Source organism: Streptomyces silvisoli (assembly GCF_029269905.1).
GTDB classification, from domain to species: Bacteria; Actinomycetota; Actinomycetes; order Streptomycetales; family Streptomycetaceae; genus Streptantibioticus_A; species Streptantibioticus_A silvisoli_A.
Window position 1 is genome coordinate 1 of the sequence record NZ_JARJBC010000011.1, and the last position, 17,160, is coordinate 17,160.

The window sequence follows — 17,160 nt, forward strand, 5'->3', positions numbered from 1 at the left end:
GGGGCTCCGGGCGGCCAAGTCCCTTGAGCCTTGCCAACGGCGCCCACATGACAGCCATACCCAGAGCCCCTGGGCCCTCCGATCTTACGAATGACCAGATCAGACCCATGCCTTGAAAGGTAGGACCACTACATGATCGGACCGAACAACAGCGCAACGGCCGAGCTGCGCGCGAAGTTCGCTGCCGCCCTTGGCGAGGGGCACCAAAGCGAATGGCTGGCCGCCTTCGCCACCGTGCCACGGCACCTCTTCACCCCCACCTTCTACCGGCAGGACGATCAAGGCCGGTGGCAGGGGGTCTCCGAGGGAGATACGGGCTACCTGGAGACCGTGTACTCGGACACGGCGCTGACGACGCAACTGGACGAGCGCGGCATCCCCACCTCGTCTTCGAGCGAGCCCCAACTGATGCTGACCATGCTCAACGCACTGGACACAGAAGTCGGCCACACCGTGTACGAGCTGGGCACCGGTACCGGGTACAACGCGGCATTGCTCGCGTCGCGCCTGGGCAGCGACAACGTGGTCAGCGTGGACGTTGACCCGGACTTGGTACACCTCGCCCGCGAGCGCCTGGCCAAGAGCCAGTACCGCCCCCTCGTCTTCGCCGGGGATGGAGCGGAGGGTTACCCGGCACGAGCGCCGTATGACCGCATCATCGCCACGGCTGGGCTCCGCTGCATCCCGCCCGCGCTGCTAGAGCAGGCACGCGAGGGCTCGGTCATCGTCGCCCCGATCGGCTTCGGGGTCGCGCGAGTAACCGTCTCGAACAACGGCGAGGCGACCGGACGGTTCATCTCGACGCCCGCGCACTTCGTGCCGCGCCGCACCCCCAGCAAGGCTCCAGACTTCGCGGGCCTAGAAAGCCAACCCGCCGAGGAGACGACGGTCCCCGCGAAGGACGTACTCAACCGGCTCAAGTTCCCGATGTCTCTCGCGCTTCCCGGCTACAACTCGTGCTCCTGGCGGGACGACGACGGCAACCTGACCAGCGTCGGACTGTGGACGGAGGACGGCTCCACTGCCAGCGCCCACGTCGAGGGGAAGGTCCGGCAAATCGGCCCCCAGAGGCTCTGGGACACGGTTGAGGAACTGGCCTTGATCTTCCCGGCTGGTGCTCCTGCCCGAGAAGACTTCGGGCTAACGATCACTCCGGGCAGTCAGCGGGTCTGGTACCACGAGCCGAACGGCCCTTCCTGGCCACTGCCCACCGAGTGAATGAATGACTCCCCCGGTCGGGCTGAACGTAGATCGCCCTACCAGGAACGGCGAGGGGTCCCGGCTGTCCGTCCCTTCCCTGTGGGACCGCCGGGACCTCCTGCTGTCTGCACGCGCTACAAGCTCCCTGGGCGCACATGGGCCGTCGTGGGCTCCGAGCGCCCTGCTACGGCGTCACACCCACTCGACCTCGCTATAGATGCCGGGGCGCTCCCCGAGGTCTGGGAGAGGTGTCCTAGGGGCCGCCACGCGCTTCGACTCCCGCGCGCGCACCCCCAGGTTCGCCAAGATCTCGGCTGCCTCAGCCTCCGATAGATCTGCGAGCGCATCTGTGACGCGTTTCATAGCGTCACTCATGAAGTCGCGTCACCGCTGGTCGCGGCGTTCTTCACGGTCAGCGGCAGCAGCTTCCTGCCCGTGGGGCCGATCTGGATGTGGGTGTCCATCTGCGGGCACACGCCGCAGTCGAAGCACGGGGTCCAGCGGCAGTCCTCGACCTCGGTCTCGTCGAGGGCGTCCTGCCAGTCCTCCCACAGCCAGTCCTTGTCCAGGCCGGAGTCGAGGTGGTCCCAGGGCAGGACCTCCTCGTAGCCGCGCTCGCGGGTGGTGTACCAGTCGACGTCCACGCCGTACTCCGGCAGCGCCTTCTCGGCGCACTCCATCCAGCGGTCGTAGCTGAAGTACTCGCGCCAGCCGTCGAACCGGCCGCCGTCCTCGTACACCGCGCGGATGACCGCGCCGATCCGGCGGTCGCCGCGGGAGAGCAGGCCCTCCACGATGCCGGGCTTGCCGTCGTGGTAGCGGAAGCCGATCGAGCGGCCGTACTTCTTGTCGCCGCGGATCTTGTCGCGCAGCTTCTCCAGTCGGGCGTCGGTCTCCTCGGCGGACAGCTGGGGCGCCCACTGGAAGGGGGTGTGCGGCTTGGGCACGAAGCCGCCGATGGACACCGTGCAGCGGATGTCGTTGGACCCGGACACCTCACGGCCCTTGGCGATCACCTTGGTCGCCATGTCCGCGATCTGCAGCACGTCCTCGTCGGTCTCGGTCGGCAGGCCGCACATGAAGTACAGCTTCACCTGCCGCCAGCCGTTGCCGTACGCGGTGGCGACGGTACGGATCAGGTCCTCTTCGGAGACCATCTTGTTGATGACCTTGCGGATCCGCTCCGAGCCGCCCTCGGGAGCGAAGGTCAGACCGGACCGGCGGCCGTTCCTGGTCAGCTCGTTGGCCAGGTCGATGTTGAAGGCGTCCACCCGGGTGGACGGCAGCGACAGGCCGATCTTGTCGTCCTCGTAGCGGTCGGCGAGGCCCTTGGCCACCTCGCCGATCTCGCTGTGGTCGGCGGAGGACAGCGACAGCAGGCCGACCTCCTCGAAGCCGGTGGCCTTCAGGCCCTTGTCGACCATCTCGCCGATGCCGGTGATGCTGCGCTCACGCACCGGACGGGTGATCATCCCAGCCTGGCAGAAGCGGCAGCCGCGGGTGCAGCCGCGGAAGATCTCCACCGACATCCGCTCGTGGACCGTCTCGGCCAGCGGGACCAGCGGCTGCTTGGGGTACGGCCACTCGTCGAGGTCCATCACGGTGTGCTTGGAGACCCGCCAGGGCACGCCGGAGGCGTTCGGCACGACACGGGCGATCCGGCCGTCCGGCAGGTACTCCACGTCGTAGAACTTCGGTACGTACACCCCGCCGGTCTTGGCCAGCCGCAGCAGCAGCTCGTCACGCCCGCCCGGGCGGCCCTCGGCCTTCCAGGCCCGGATGACGTCGGTCATCTCCAGCACGGCCTGCTCGCCGTCGCCGATGACGGCGGCGTCGATGAAGTCGGCGATCGGCTCGGGATTGAAGGCCGCGTGGCCGCCCGCGAGCACGATCGGGTCGTCCAGGGTGCGGTCCTTGGCCTCCAGCGGGATGCCGGACAGGTCGAGCGCCGTGAGCAGGTTGGTGTAGCCCAGCTCGGTGGAGAAGGACACCCCGAGCACGTCGAAGGCCCGCACCGGGCGGTGCGCGTCCACGGTGAACTGCGGAACGCCGTGCTCGCGCATCAGAGCCTCAAGGTCCGGCCAGACGCTGTAGGTGCGCTCGGCCAGCACGCCCTCGCGCTCGTTGAGCACCTCGTAGAGGATCATGACGCCCTGGTTGGGCAGCCCCACCTCATACGCGTCGGGGTACATCAGTGACCAGCGCACATCACAGGCGTCCCAGTCCTTGACGGTGGAGTTGAGCTCTCCGCCGACGTACTGGATGGGCTTCTGGACATGTGGGAGAAGCGCTTCCAGGCGCGGGAAGACCGACTCGACAGGCATCTTGGGGTCTCTCGACTGTCTCTCGTGAGCTGGCAGGGGTGACCATCCAGCGTAACCGAGTCCCGCCCACGCCTCAGCCCGCGAGCGGGCCCCGGTCCGTTTCGCCCCATGCCTTGGGCAGGGCGGCCTCCACCGCACCGGCGCGTTCCCGCTCCATCTGGTGCAGCGCCCCGTACGGGAAGGTGTCCTCGCCGGCGCGGCGGGCCGTGTCGGCGAGCCGCCGGATCGCCGCCCGGCACATCACGCTGTCCTGGTGCTCGCCGAGCAGTTTCTGCAGTGCGGCGAGCCGGGCGCGGTGCCGCTCGGCTGGCTTGCCGAGAACGGGTCGGGCGGACTCGGCCGCGTATCTGGCCCGCTTGGCCGCCTTGCGGGCCTCGTGCAGGGCGAGGTCGCGGCCGGTGCCGGGGGGCAGCGCCAGCGACTCGGCCACCCGGCGAGCCAGGCGACGGTGGTCGCGGCGCACCGCCCGGCGCACCGCCTCCTCAGCTGGGCGCTGGGCGGGGTCGCGCAGTGGCGGGGCGGCCAGCAGCGCGTCGAGGCGGTCGAGCAGGGCGAAGTAACGCTCCTCGCACAGTTGCCGCAGCAGTTGGCGGCGGGCGCTGCTACGGGCGGCGGCCTGCGGGCCGCGGATCCGGTCGCACAGCTGCTCGGTGCGCAGGTCGGGGTCCAGCTCCGCGCCGCGTTCGGCCAGCCGCTCGGCGAGCACCTCGCGGTCCCGTTCCAGGCCGAGGACTTCGGCCAGCCACTTCAGCTCGTCGCCGATGGGGTCGGTGACGGCGCGGTCGAGTTCCCGGCCGTAGGTCTTGAAGGCGCTGCGCAGACGGCGGGTGGCGACCCGCATCTGGTGCACGGCGTCGGGCTCGTCGCGGCGCACCGCCGGGTCGTACGCCGCGATCGCCCGTACCTGCTCGTGGAGGTAGGTCAGGGCGGCGTCGCCCGCGGTGGAGATGGTGTCGGGCGGGGCCGGTGGGGCGGGTGGGACGCGGTCGCCGAGGGCGTGCAGCAGTTTCGAGGGGTGGGCGGAGCGGCGGTAGCCCGCGGCGGTCAGCCGTTCCTCCACGGCGTCGAGCAACTTCGGCTTCCCGCCGAGGAGTTCCACCTCGGTCTCCGTCCAGGACAGCGGGTCGCGCTCGTCGGGGTACTCGGCGGTGACGTGGTCATGGGCGATCTCGGCGAGCGGGGTGCCGTCGGCGTCCAGCAGTTGGCAGCGTTCGCGGTGGTTGCGCAGCCGTACGACGGGGACGAGCGGGCGGCCCCGGGTGTACACGAGGACCTCGGTGAGCAGGGCCGGGGGCACGGTGCGGCGGCCCCGGCCGAGCGGGGCGTGCACCTCGGTACGGGTGTCGGCCTGGGCGGTGGGGAGCTTGAGGTGCCATCCGGCGTCGTCGCCGCCGGTTCTACGGCGCAGGGTGATGCGGCGGGCGGCGAGCGCCAGGTCGGGGGTGTCAAAGTAGACGGCGTCGAGCTCGGCCGGGTTCAGCAGGCGCACCGAGGCGACGGCGGGCAACCCCGACAGGTCGGGCTCGGCGGCCCCGTCCCCGGCCTCGTACGTGCGCTCGGTCTCCCGCAGACGCTTCCCCATGCCTGGACGGTAGTTGCCCTCGCCGTCCCCGGCAATGGCGTCGGGAACGGCTCGGGCCGGTTCGCGCGGTGGTGGCGGCGTGTTCGGCACCGCCCGGACCGCGCTGCGGGGGCTCCCCGCCACCGCGGCGGGAAGGACGTCTCCGCTAAGCCGAGACGGGGCGCTGCATCCGTACCGACTGGAGCAGGCCGACGCCGATCCACACCGCGAACATCGATGATCCGCCGTACGAGACGAACGGCAGCGGGATTCCCGCCACGGGCATGATGCCCAGCGTCATCCCGATGTTCTCGAACGACTGGAAGGCGAACCAGGCCACTATCCCGGCCGCGATGATCGTGCCGTACAGGTCCGTGGCCTGCCGGGAGATCCGGCAGGCCCGCCACAGGATGATGCCGACCAGCAGGATGATCAGTCCCGCGCCGACGAAGCCCAACTCCTCCCCCGCCACGGTGAACACGAAGTCGGTCTGCTGCTCGGGGACGAACTGACCGGTGGTCTGCGTGCCGTGGAAGAGACCCTTGCCCAGCAGTCCGCCGGAGCCGATCGCGATGCGCGCCTGCGCGGTGTTGTAGCCGACGCCCGACGGGTCCAGGGCCGGGTTGGCGAAGGCCGCGAAGCGGTCGATCTGGTACTTGCTGAGCAGATGGAGCTGCCAGACCGCCACCGCTCCCGCCGCGCCGACGGCCAGCAGCCCGAAGACCCAGCGGTTGGACGCGCCGGAGGCGAGCAGCACGCCCAGTACCGTCACCACGATGACCATGGTCGAGCCGAGGTCCGGCATCAGCAGGATGACGCACATCGGCACGACGGCCAGGCCGAGGGCCTGGAGCACCGTGCGGCTGTCGGGGTGCAGCTGGTCGCCCGCGTCCACCCGTGCGGACAGGATCATCGCCATGCCCAGCACGATGGTGATCTTGGCGAACTCCGAGGGCTGCAAGGAGAATCCGCCGCCGATGACGATCCACGAGTGCGCGCCGTTGACCGTGGAGCCGAGCGGTGACAGCACCGCGAGCAGCAGCAGGATCGACACGGCGTAGAAGATCGGGATGATCCCGCGCACCCTGCGGTGGCCGACCACGACGGTGCCGATCGCGAGCGCGATCCCTATGGCCAGGTTCATCAGATGGCGGATCAGGAAGTACTGCGGATCGCCGTGGTTGATGGAGGTACGGCCGCGCGTCGCCGACCAGACGAGCAGCGAGCCGACCGCGGACAGCGCTATGGCGGCTGCGACCAGTATCCAGTCCATCCGCCGCACCACCGAGTCCCGGGCCAACAGCTTGCCCAGCGTGGAGCGCTCCGGGGTGAACCGGCGGATCGAGTAGCCGCTGAAGCTGCTGCTCGTCATGCGAGGTACCTCCGCCCGAGCAGCAGCTTCTCGTTGCGCTCCGGGGCCAGCGCGTCCAGCGTGGCCGGCTGGCCGGGGACGCTGGAGTCGTTGCCCGGGTAGGCGAACTGGGTCGGGTCGGGGGTGGTCAGGGCGGCCTGCTGGACCAGTCCGTCCGGGCCGAACTTCGGCAGGCTCTGCTGCGGGGTGGGCAGCAAACCCTTCTTGGGGTCGATCGACCCGTCCGGCTGGACGCCGTACAGCGCCGAGTAGATGTTGCGCACCGCCTGACCGGAACCACCGGAACCGGTACCACCCTGGGAGATGGTCATCACGATCGCGTAGTCCTTGCTGTACGTCGCGAACCACGAGGTGGTCTGCTTGCCGTAGACCTCCGCGGTACCGGTCTTGGCGTGCAGGGTGATCTTGTCCTGCGGCCAGCCGCCGAACTTCCAGGCTGCGGTACCGCTGGTGATCACCCCGGCCAGCGCGTCGTCGATGTAGTGGATGGTCTGCGGCGAGTCGGGCAGCTTGCCGACCGACTTCGGGTCGATCTGCTGGATGTGCTTGCCGTCCGGGCTGACGACGGCCTTGCCGATGGTCGGCTGGTAGAGGGTGCCGCCGTTGGCGATGGCGGAGTAGATCTTGGCCATCTGGATCGGGGTGACGAGCGTGTCGCCCTGGCCGATCGCGTAGTTGACGGAGTCACCGGCGCGCATCCGGTTGCCGTCGACGCAGTCCTCGCGGGCGATGTCGGTGGCGTAGTCGTGCTTGCCGGACGCGGCCTGGGCGCACCAGGACTTCTTCATCGCGTCGTACTCCGCCTGCTTCCACTGGCGGTCCGGAACGCGACCGGGGACCTCGCCCGGCAGGTCGATGCCGGTCTTGGCGCCGAGCCCGAACTGGTGGGCCGTCTTGTAGAACCAGTCCTTCGGGTTCTTGGGGTTGTTGCCGCCGTCCTTGAGCCACTGGTCGTAGGAGAGCCCGTAGAAGACGGTGTCGCAGGAGATCTCCAGGGCGTGGGCCAGGCTGATGTCGCCCGCCTGCTCGCCCTCGAAGTTCTTGAACAGCTGGCCGCCGATGGACATGCTCGACGGGCAGGAGTAGTGACCGTTGATGTCGTACCCGGCGTTGACCGCCGCCGAGGTGGAGATGACCTTGAAGGTCGAACCCGGCGCCGACTGTCCCTGTGTGGCCCTGTTGAGCAGCGGGTAGTCGGAGTCCTTGCCGGTGAGCGCGGCGTAGTCCTTGGCGGAGATGCCGCCCACCCACTCGTTGGGGTCGTACGTGGGCGCGCTGGCCATCGCGATGACCTGGCCGGTGTGTACGTCCATCACCACGGCGGCGCCGGAGTCGGCCTTGTAGTTCTCGTGGGTGACGGTGTCGTAGGTGTTGCGGGCGTCCTGCATCGCGGCGGCGAGCTGCTTCTCGGTGATCGCCTGGACCCGGGAGTCGATGCTGGTCACTATCGAGTCGCCGGGCTGCGGCGGGGTGTCGCCCGCGTTGCCGATGACCCGGCCGCGGTTGTCCACCTCGTACCGGGTGACACCGGCCTTGCCGCGCAGTTCGCTGTCGTAGGTGTGCTCAAGCCCTGAGCGGCCCACCTGGTCGGAGCGCTGCAGGGTGGGCTGCCCGTTCTTCATCGACGCCTGGATCTCGTCGTCGGTGACCGGCGAGAGGTAGCCCAGTACCTGGGCGGTGTTGGAGCCGTCCGGGCCCGGGTAGCGGCGTACCGCGGTGGGCTGCGCGGCGATGCCGGGGAAGTCCTCGCGGCGCTCCATGATCTGCAGCGCCTGCTGGGTGGTGGCCGTGTCGGTGATCGGGATCGGCTGGTAGGGCGAGCCGTTCCAGCACGGCCGCGGGGTCTTGGCGTCGCAGAGCCGGACCTTGTCGGCGACGTCCTGGTACTTCATGCCGAGCACGCCCGCGAGCCGGGTGAGCACGGCCTTGCCGCCGTCCTTCATCTTCATGATGTCGGTACGGCTGACGGTGACGACCAGTCGGGTCTGGTTGTCGGCCAGCGGGACGCCGCGCGCGTCGAGGATCTGGCCGCGTACCGCCGGGTCGACGACTTCCTGGATGTGGTTGCTGTCGGCTTCCTGGGTGTACTGCTGGCCGTTGCGGATCTGGAGGTACCACAGCCGTCCGCCGAGGGTGAGCAGCAGTGAGACGACCAGGATCTGCAGGATGATCAGCCGGATGGTGACGCGCTGGGTGCGGCCGGTCTCGGGGATATTGCTCATCGGCGCGCGGCGCCTCCTTCGAGGACGATGGCGGGCGACGGGAAAACGGCGCAGCGGCCCGCGGGGCCCCGGTTGAGGGTGGTGGCGGGCGGCGGGAAAACGGCGCAGCGGCCCGCAGGGCCCCGGTTGAGGGTGGTGGCGGGCGGCGGGAAAACGGCGCAGCGGCCCGCAGGGCCCCGGTTGAGGGTGGTGGCGGGCGGCGGGAGGGAAGTCACAGCTTCCGGCCTCCCTTCAGCAGGCCGCCGCGCTGGCCGCCGAGGCCCGGGCGGGACAGTCGGCCGCCCCGGCCCGGGCGGAAGTTCCGCGGGGTTCCGGGTGTGAGCCAGCGGTACGGGCCGATGCCGGGGCCGCCGGAAGTGTCCCCGGCGACCGGATCGTTCTCCACCCGCCGGGCCAGGGCCATGATCCAGGGCACGGTGAACGGCGCGAGCAGCAGGTCGTAGACCGTGGCGGTGAACAGCAGCTTGACCATGCCGACATGGCGCGCCGCGGTGTCGCCGACCAGCGCGCCCACCCCGGCGTACAGCAGTGTGGAGCCGATCGCCGCGGCGCCGACCACCACCATTGGCATGACCGCGGACCGCAGTTGGCCGCTATCGGGCTTGGCGAGCCCGGCGAGGTAGCCGATGACGCACAGCACCAGGGCGTACCGCCCGGCGGCGTGGTCGGCGGGCGGGGCCAGGTCGGAGAGCAGTCCCGCGCCGAAGCCGACCAGACAGCCGCCGACATGGCCGTAGGTGAGGGCCAGGCCGAGGACGACGAGCAGCATCAGGTCGGGTACCGCGCCCGGCAGATGGAGCCGGGCGAGCACGCTGACCTGGAAGACGAGGGTGACCACCACCAGGACGGCGGTGAGCAGGATCCGGTTGATGCGCATCGGTCAGCTCGCAGACGGGGACGGGGACGGTGACCCGGCGGAAGACGGTGAACCGGAGGACGAGGGCGACGCGGATCCGGAGGCGCTCGGGGACACGGTGACGGTGACCGTCGGGGTGGGCACCGCCTTCGGGGCGGGCGGCAGCACGGTGTCGCGCGGGTCCCGACGCGGCGGCACCACCACGACGCCCACGATGTCCAGCCTGCTGAAGGCGACGAACGGCTGGACCTCGACGGCCCTGGTCAGTCCGCCCGCGCCCGGGTCGAGCGCGACGACCTGGCCGAGCGGCACGCCCGGCACGAACGGCTTGTCGCCCTGCGAGCCGAAGGTGACCATGCGGTCGCCCGGCTTCACATTGGCCTTGCCGTCGAGCAGTTGGACGCGCATCGGGCGGTCGCCCTGGCCGGTGCTGAAGCCGAGTTCCATCGACTTCTCCATCCGGGCGCCGACCGTGAAGTCGGGGTCGATGGCGAGCAGCACGGTGGAGGTGGACGGAGCCACTGTGGTGACCCGGCCGACCAGGCCGTCGCCGTTGATGACGGTCTGGTCGCGCTGGATGCCGTCGTTGCTTCCAGCGTCGATGGTGACCGTCCAGGAGAAGCCCTGGGTGGCTCCTATGGCGACGACCTGGGCGGCCTTGATGCCGTACTGGCCCGCTCCGGCGGTCTTGAGCAGCTTGTCGAGTTCGGCGGCGCGGTTGCGGGTGATGTCGCTGCTGCCGAGCTTCTGCTTCAGCTCCTCGTTCTCCTGCTGGAGTTGGGCGATCCTGTCGTGCCGGGCGCCGGAGTCCCGTACCGCCTCTATGGCGTTGCCGACCGGATTGACGGCGGAGGCGACCCCGTTCTCCACCGGGCCGAAGACAGAGGCGGCGGCGGACCGCACACCATCCAGCGGAGACTGGTCGCCGCCGCGGATGTCCACGGTGATCAGCGCGAACGCGATGGCGACCAGTAGGACCAAGAGCAACCTGCTCTCTCGTGTGTCCCTCACGTGCGGCGGCCGTGCCTTCCTCGTGGGACCGGTCGGCTACGGGCTTCGACCGGTCAGCGATGTGGTACCTGGCGAACCTGGGGTCTGTCCTTGTCGTGCTGCCGAACGGTCCGTGCCGAGGAACCGTCGGTTGGGAAACGATCCGCCGCCGGGCCGGGCAGTCACCCGTACGGCGGATCGCCCCTGCGCTAGCGGCGGGGCTGGGCGTCCAGCACCTGCTGGAGCGCCTCGAACTCCTCGACGCACTTGCCGGAACCGAGGGCGACCGAGTCCAGCGGGTCCTCGGCGATGTGGATGGGCATTCCGGTCTCGCGCCGCAGCCGCTCGTCCAGGCCGCGCAGCATGGCGCCGCCGCCGGTGAGGACGATGCCGCGGTCCATGATGTCGCCGGACAGCTCCGGCGGGCACTTGTCGAGGGTGGTCTTGACCGCGTCCACGATCGCGTTCACGGGCTCCTCGATCGCCTTGCGGACCTCCGCGGCGGAGATGACCACGGTCTTGGGCAGTCCGCTGACCAGGTCGCGGCCACGGATCTCGGTGTGCTCGTCCTTGTCGAAGTCATAGGCCGAGCCGATGGTGATCTTGATCTGCTCGGCGGTGCGCTCGCCGAGCAACAGGCTGTACTCCTTCTTGATGTGCTGGATGATCGCGTTGTCCAGCTCGTCGCCCGCCACCCGGATCGACTGCGCGGTGACGATGCCGCCCAGCGAGATCACGGCGACCTCGGTGGTACCGCCGCCGATGTCGACCACCATGTTGCCGGTGGCCTCGTGCACCGGCAGTCCCGCGCCGATCGCCGCCGCCATCGGCTCCTCGATGATGTGCACCTGGCGGGCACCAGCCTGGCTGGACGCCTCGATCACGGCGCGCCGCTCAACTCCGGTGATGCCGGAGGGCACACAGACCACCACGCGTGGGCGGGCCAGATAACGCCGCTTGTGGATCTTGAGGATGAAATAACGGAGCATCCGCTCCGTGATCTCGAAGTCCGCGATCACGCCGTCCTTGAGCGGGCGGACCGCAACGATGTTGCCAGGAGTGCGGCCGATCATCTTCTTGGCTTCGGCGCCGACCGCCAGGATGCCGCCGGTGTTGGTGTTGATGGCGACGACAGACGGTTCATTGAGGACGATCCCGCGACCCCTGACGTACACCAGCGTGTTGGCGGTGCCGAGGTCGACAGCCATGTCACGGCCGATGAACGACATGTTGTTCGCCATGAGGATACGTCTGGCCTTCCCGAGCTGGAGCGATGGGGACTTGAGGGCGCGGAGGTGCGATGTGCTGCGGGGTCCGTAGCGGCGGGTCCATCTTAAGTGCGCCCGTGGGACCGGGCGCGAGGACGCCTCGGCCATTGTCAGCAGAACACGCGGCCGTCCCCTGTAATGGTGACGACGTGTCGGGGCTATTGGTTCCCGTAAATCCTCGGCATATGCCCTACGGCGGCCGGAATCCGCCGGTCGCCGTATGACGGATTGTCAGTCAGGGTCAGCCGAGTTCCGGGAAGAAAATCTTGATCTCACGCTCCGCGGACTCCACGGAATCCGACGCGTGGATCAGGTTTTCGCGCACAATGGTGCCGAAATCTCCACGAATGCTCCCCGGCGCGGCGGCGATCGGGTCGGTCGGACCGGCCAGCGCGCGCAGCCCCTCGATCACCCGCTCCCCCTCCACGACCATGGCGACGGACGGGCCGGACGACATGAACTCCACCAGCGGCTCGTAGAACGGCTTGCCGACGTGCTCGGCGTAGTGCTGCTCCAGCGTCGCGCGCTCCAGCGTGCGCAGTTCCAACGCGCCGATGGTCCAACCGGCCTTGCGCTCGATCCGGCCGATGATCTCGCCGACCAGGCCGCGCCGTACGGCGTCCGGCTTGAGGAGGACGAGGGTGCGCTGGCTCATGCTGCGGCTCCTTGCATAACACGATGCTTCACGGGTGCACTGACCCTATCGGGCCAACCGGCACCCGTGACCAGCGGCTACGCGGTCGACGCGACCTTCGCTTTGAATTCGTCGATCTTTCTTCCGTAGTGCACCGCGGCCCACCACAGACCGGCGAACGCCGCGCCCAGGAAGAACATCATGGACACCACGAAGCCCGAGGCCACCAGCCCGGCCTGGAGCAGCCAGCCGACCGCCACCGCGCCCGGCCTGGTGACCACGCCGCACAGCAGCACGCAGACCGCCATCGCGACACCGCACACCGTCCACACGGTGGCCGTCGAATAGCCGGAGAGGTTCATCGCGACCAGCCCCGCCAGGCCGATGACGAAGGCCTCACCGATCAGGGTGCTCGCACACAGCGTTCTCATCGGCTCTCACTTCCGGCCCAGCAGCAGCCGGGCCTCTCCAACGGTGATCACGGAACCGGCCACCAGCACGCCCGCGCCCGCGTACTCGCCCTCTTCCTCGGCCAGCGTGATGGCCGCCTCAAGCGCGTCGTCCAACCGCGGCTCGACCTGCACCCGTTCGGAGCCGAAGACCTCGACCGCGATCGCCGCCAGCTCGTCCACGTCCATCGAGCGGTGACTGGAGTTCCGGGTCACCACCACCTCGGCGAAGATCGGCTCGAAGGCCTCCAGCAGCCCGCGTACGTCCTTGTCCCCGCTCGGGCCGATCACCCCGACCAGATGGGTGAAGCCGAAGGCCTCCCGGACCGCCTCGGCGGCCGCCTGGGCGCCGGCCGGGTTGTGCGCGGCGTCCAGCACCACCGTGGGGCTACGGCGCACGACCTCCAGGCGGCCCGGCGAGGTGACCGAGGCGAACGCGCCGCGCACCGTGTCGATGTCCAGCGGGCGGGCGGCCCTGCTGGAGCCGACCCCGAAGAACGCCTCTACCGCGGCGAGCGCGACCGCCGCGTTGTGTGCCTGGTGTGCGCCGTGCAGCGGCAGGAAGATCTGCTCGTACTCACCGCCGAGCCCGCGCAGCGTCAGCATCTGCCCGCCGACCGCGACCTCGCGGGACGCCACTCCGAACTCCATGCCCTCCCTGGCCACCGTGGCGTCCACCTCCACGGCGCGCCGCAGCAGCACCTGCGCGGCGTCGACCGGCTGCTGGGCCAGCACCACCGTGGCGCCCTGCTTGATCACCCCGGACTTCTCCACCGCGATCTCGCCGGGCGTCCCGCCCAGCCGGTCGGTGTGGTCCAGCGCTATCGGGGTGACCACGGCGACCCCGCCGTCCACCACGTTCGTGGCGTCCCAGCTGCCGCCCATGCCGACCTCGACGACGGCCACGTCGACCGGCGCGTCGGCGAAGGCCGCGTACGCCATGCCCGTGAGCACCTCGAAGAACGACATCCGGTGCGGCTGGGAGCCGTCCACCATCTCGACGTACGGTTTGATGTCCTGGAACGTGCTGACGAACCGGTCCACGGAGATCGGCGCGCCGTCCAGGCTGATCCGCTCGGTCACCGACTGGACGTGCGGGCTGGTGTAGCGGCCGGTCCGCAGCTCGAAGGCGCGCAGCAGCGTCTCGATCATGCGGGCGGTGCTGGTCTTGCCGTTGGTGCCGGTGATGTGGATCGACGGGTAGGAGCGCTGGGGCTCGCCGAGGATGTCCATCAGCGCGGCCATCCGGTCCAGCGACGGGTCCAGCTTCGTCTCCGGCCAGCGGCCCGCCAGTTCCGCCTCCACCTCGCGCAGCGCCTGCGCCTCCTCGGGCGTCCTGGGCCCAGCGGGCGCGTCGTCCTGCGGGGTCGGCGGGACCTGTGCGCGCAGCGTCCGGCTTCCGGCCTCGATCACGGCAAGGTCGGGGTCCCGGTCGGTCTCGTTCGCCATGATCTCGTCGAACTCGTCCGGGTCGGGGGCATCGTTTTGGGGGCGCTCGCTCACGGTGACCAGTCTACGGAGGGGGACTGACAGAAACGGTCAAGGCCCCCGAGCGGAGGCTCGGGGGCCCTGACCGTCAGCGGACCGGGGGCGCTCAGGCCTCCGGCAGGTTCGCCAACTGGGCGCCGATACGGGCGATGTCGGCCTCGGCGGCCTCCCGCCGGGCGCGGATCTTGTCCACCACGTGGTCGGGCGCCTTGGCCAGGAACGCCTCGTTGCCCAGCTTCGCGTTGGCCTGCGCCAGCTCCTTCTCGGCGGCGGCCAGGTCCTTGGTCAGCCGCTTGCGCTCCGCCGCGAAGTCGATCGCGCCGGACAGGTCGAGCGCCACCGTGGCGCCCGCGACCGGCAGCGAGGCGGTGGCGTGGAAGCCCTCGCCCGCGGGCTGCAGGCGCAGCAGCGACCGGATGGCCTCCTCGTGCGGCGCCAGCGGCGTGCCGTCCAGGTCAAGCCGGGCGGGAACCCGCTGGCCGGGCTGCAGGCCCTGGTCGGAGCGGAACCGGCGGACCTCGGTGATCACCTGCTGGAGGGTGGCGATCTCCTGCTCGGCGGCCCGGTCGCGGAAGCCGCTGTCGCTCGGCCAGTCGGCGATGACCAGCGACTCGCCACCGGTCAGCGAGGTCCACAGCGTCTCGGTGACGAACGGCACCACCGGGTGCAGCAGCCGCAGCGTGACGTCCAGGACCTCGCCCAGCACGCGGCGCGAGACGTCGGCTGCCTCGCCACCCGCCGCGAACGTGGTCTTGACCAGCTCCACGTACCAGTCGAAGACCTCGTCCCAGGCGAAGTGGAACAGGGTGTCGGAGAGCTTGGCGAACTGGTAGTCGTCGTAGTACGCGTCCACCTCGGCGACGACCGAGTTCAGCCGGGACAGGATCCACCGGTCGGTCGCCGACTGCCGCTCGGCGGACGGCAGTTCGCCCTCGACCGTGGCGCCGTTCATCAGCGCGAAGCGGGTGGCGTTCCAGATCTTGTTGGCGAAGTTGCGGGAGCCCTGCACCCAGTCCTCGCCGATCGGCACGTCCACACCGGGGTTGGCGCCGCGGGCCAGGGTGAAGCGGACGGCGTCGGAGCCGTAGGCGTCCATCCAGTCCAGCGGGTTGACCGCGTTGCCGAAGGACTTCGACATCTTCTTGCCGAACTGGTCGCGGACCATGCCGTGCAGCACGATCGTGTGGAACGGAGGCGTGCCGTCCATCGCGTACAGGCCGAACATCATCATCCGGGCGACCCAGAAGAACAGGATGTCGTAGCCGGTGACCAGCGCGGAGTTCGGATAGAACTTCGCCAGGCTGTCGGTCCGCTCCGGCCAGCCGAGCGTGGAGAACGGCCACAGCCCGGAGGAGAACCAGGTGTCCAGCACATCGGTGTCCTGGTGCCAGCCGTCACCGGTCGGCGGCTCCTCGTTCGGGCCGACGCAGACGACCTCGCCGTTCGGCCCGTACCAGACCGGAATGCGGTGGCCCCACCACAACTGCCGTGAGATGCACCAGTCGTGGAGGTTGTCGACCCAGCCGAAGTAGCGGGACTCCATCTCCTTCGGGTGGATCTTCACCCGGCCGTCGCGCACCGCGTCACCGGCGGCCTGCGCCAGCGGGCCGACCTTGACCCACCACTGGAGCGACAGCCGCGGCTCGATGGTGGTCTTGCAGCGCGAGCAGTGCCCGACGGAGTGGGTGTACGGGCGCTTCTCGGCGACGATCCGGCCCTCGGCGCGCAGCGCGCCGACGATCGTGGAGCGGGCCTCGAAGCGGTCCAGGCCCTGGAAGGGGCCGTGCGCGGTGATGATGCCGTGCTCGTCCAGCACGTTGAGCGACGGCAGGTTGTGCCGCTGGCCGATCTCGAAGTCGTTGGGGTCGTGGGCCGGGGTGACCTTGACCGCGCCGGTGCCGAACTCGGGGTCCACATGGGCGTCGGCGACGACGGGGATCCGGCGGCCGGTCAGCGGCAGCTCGATCTCACGGCCGACCAGGTGCCTGTACCGCTCGTCGTCGGGGTGGACGGCGACGGCGGTGTCGCCGAGCATCGTCTCGGCCCGGGTGGTGGCCACGACGATGGCGTCGTCCCCGTCGCCGTACTTGATCGAGACCAGCTCGCCGTCGTCGTCCTGGTACTCCACCTCAATGTCCGAGATGGCGGTCAGACAGCGCGGGCACCAGTTGATGATGCGCTCGGCGCGGTAGATCAGCCCGTCGTCGTAGAGCTTCTTGAAGATCGTCTGGACGGCCTGGGAGAGGCCCTCGTCCATGGTGAACCGCTCACGGGACCAGTCCACGCCGTCGCCGAGGCGGCGCATCTGGCCGGAGATCTGCCCGCCGGACTCGGCCTTCCACTGCCACACCCGCTCGACGAACGCCTCCCGGCCCAGGTCGTGCCGGGACTTGCCCTCCTTGGCCAGCTCACGCTCGACCACGTTCTGGGTGGCGATACCGGCGTGGTCCATGCCCGGCTGCCACAGCGTCTCGTAGCCCTGCATCCGCTTGCGGCGGGTCAGGGCGTCGATCAGCGTGTGCTCGAAGGCGTGGCCCAGGTGCAGGCTGCCGGTGACGTTCGGCGGCGGGATAACGACGGCGTACGGCTGCTTGTCGCTCTTGGCGTCGGCCTCGAAGTAACCGCGCTCTACCCAGCGCTCGTACAGCTTCCCCTCTACCTCGGCCGGAACGTACTGGGTCGGCAGGTTGTCAGGGCTGCTGCTGGCCCCGTCCAGGGGGCGCGGGTTCATGTCGGTCACGCGGCAATTCTAGGGGCGGCACGGCCCGGTCTCCGAACGGCTTTGGTCCGCTGACA

12 protein-coding genes are annotated in these 17,160 nt (G+C 69.8%); 1 reads left to right on the plus strand and 11 read right to left on the minus strand.

The features are described 5' to 3' along the window. Window positions 1-132 precede the first annotated feature (132 nt). The gene (locus P3G67_RS18585; RefSeq protein ID WP_276094450.1) at window positions 133-1,218 is read left to right on the plus strand and encodes a methyltransferase domain-containing protein; all 1,086 of its coding nucleotides are present in this window, start codon (window positions 133-135) and stop codon (window positions 1,216-1,218) included. Window positions 1,219-1,571: 353 nt separating this feature from the next. Here the strand turns inward: P3G67_RS18585 and P3G67_RS18590 are convergent, their stop codons facing one another. From P3G67_RS18590 to P3G67_RS18640, 11 genes are all read right to left on the minus strand, one after another. After that, entirely contained in the window at window positions 1,572-3,524 is a 1,953-nt protein-coding gene (locus P3G67_RS18590; protein ID WP_276094451.1) for a TIGR03960 family B12-binding radical SAM protein, read from the minus strand. Between the two features lie 73 nt (window positions 3,525-3,597). Further along, window positions 3,598-5,106 carry a CYTH and CHAD domain-containing protein gene (locus tag P3G67_RS18595; RefSeq protein ID WP_276094452.1) on the minus strand — a complete coding sequence of 503 codons (1,509 nt, stop codon included), beginning with the start codon at window positions 5,104-5,106 and terminating at the stop codon, window positions 3,598-3,600. A 145-nt stretch (window positions 5,107-5,251) separates the two neighbouring features. Then, window positions 5,252-6,457, minus strand: coding sequence for a rod shape-determining protein RodA (gene rodA / locus P3G67_RS18600; RefSeq protein ID WP_276094453.1), 1,206 nt, complete (start codon window positions 6,455-6,457; stop codon window positions 5,252-5,254). After that, complete coding sequence (gene mrdA, locus P3G67_RS18605; protein WP_269854012.1) at window positions 6,454-8,679, minus strand: penicillin-binding protein 2; 2,226 nt, start codon at window positions 8,677-8,679, stop codon at window positions 6,454-6,456. Before mrdA ends, rodA begins: the two co-directional genes overlap by 4 nt. Before the next feature lie 211 nt (window positions 8,680-8,890). Next, window positions 8,891-9,556, minus strand: a complete 666-nt coding sequence (gene mreD, locus P3G67_RS18610) for a rod shape-determining protein MreD (protein ID WP_276094454.1) — start codon at window positions 9,554-9,556, stop codon at window positions 8,891-8,893. A gap of 3 nt (window positions 9,557-9,559) precedes the next feature. Beyond that, a complete protein-coding gene (gene mreC / locus P3G67_RS18615; RefSeq protein ID WP_269854010.1) occupies window positions 9,560-10,546 on the minus strand; it encodes a rod shape-determining protein MreC in 987 nt (328 codons plus the stop codon). 188 nt (window positions 10,547-10,734) lie between these two features. Then, window positions 10,735-11,754 (minus strand): rod shape-determining protein, encoded by a 1,020-nt coding sequence (locus tag P3G67_RS18620; RefSeq protein WP_255932338.1) that lies wholly within the window; start codon window positions 11,752-11,754, stop codon window positions 10,735-10,737. Between the two features lie 280 nt (window positions 11,755-12,034). After that, window positions 12,035-12,448, minus strand: a complete 414-nt coding sequence (ndk, locus tag P3G67_RS18625; RefSeq protein ID WP_269854009.1) for a nucleoside-diphosphate kinase — start codon at window positions 12,446-12,448, stop codon at window positions 12,035-12,037. 77 nt (window positions 12,449-12,525) lie between these two features. Further along, window positions 12,526-12,858, minus strand: coding sequence for a DUF4233 domain-containing protein (locus tag P3G67_RS18630; protein WP_276094455.1), 333 nt, complete (start codon window positions 12,856-12,858; stop codon window positions 12,526-12,528). A 6-nt stretch (window positions 12,859-12,864) separates the two neighbouring features. Then, window positions 12,865-14,379, minus strand: coding sequence for a bifunctional tetrahydrofolate synthase/dihydrofolate synthase (gene folC / locus P3G67_RS18635; protein WP_276094456.1), 1,515 nt, complete (start codon window positions 14,377-14,379; stop codon window positions 12,865-12,867). Window positions 14,380-14,470: 91 nt separating this feature from the next. Then, window positions 14,471-17,095, minus strand: coding sequence for a valine--tRNA ligase (locus tag P3G67_RS18640; protein WP_276094528.1), 2,625 nt, complete (start codon window positions 17,093-17,095; stop codon window positions 14,471-14,473). Window positions 17,096-17,160: the final 65 nt, after the last annotated feature.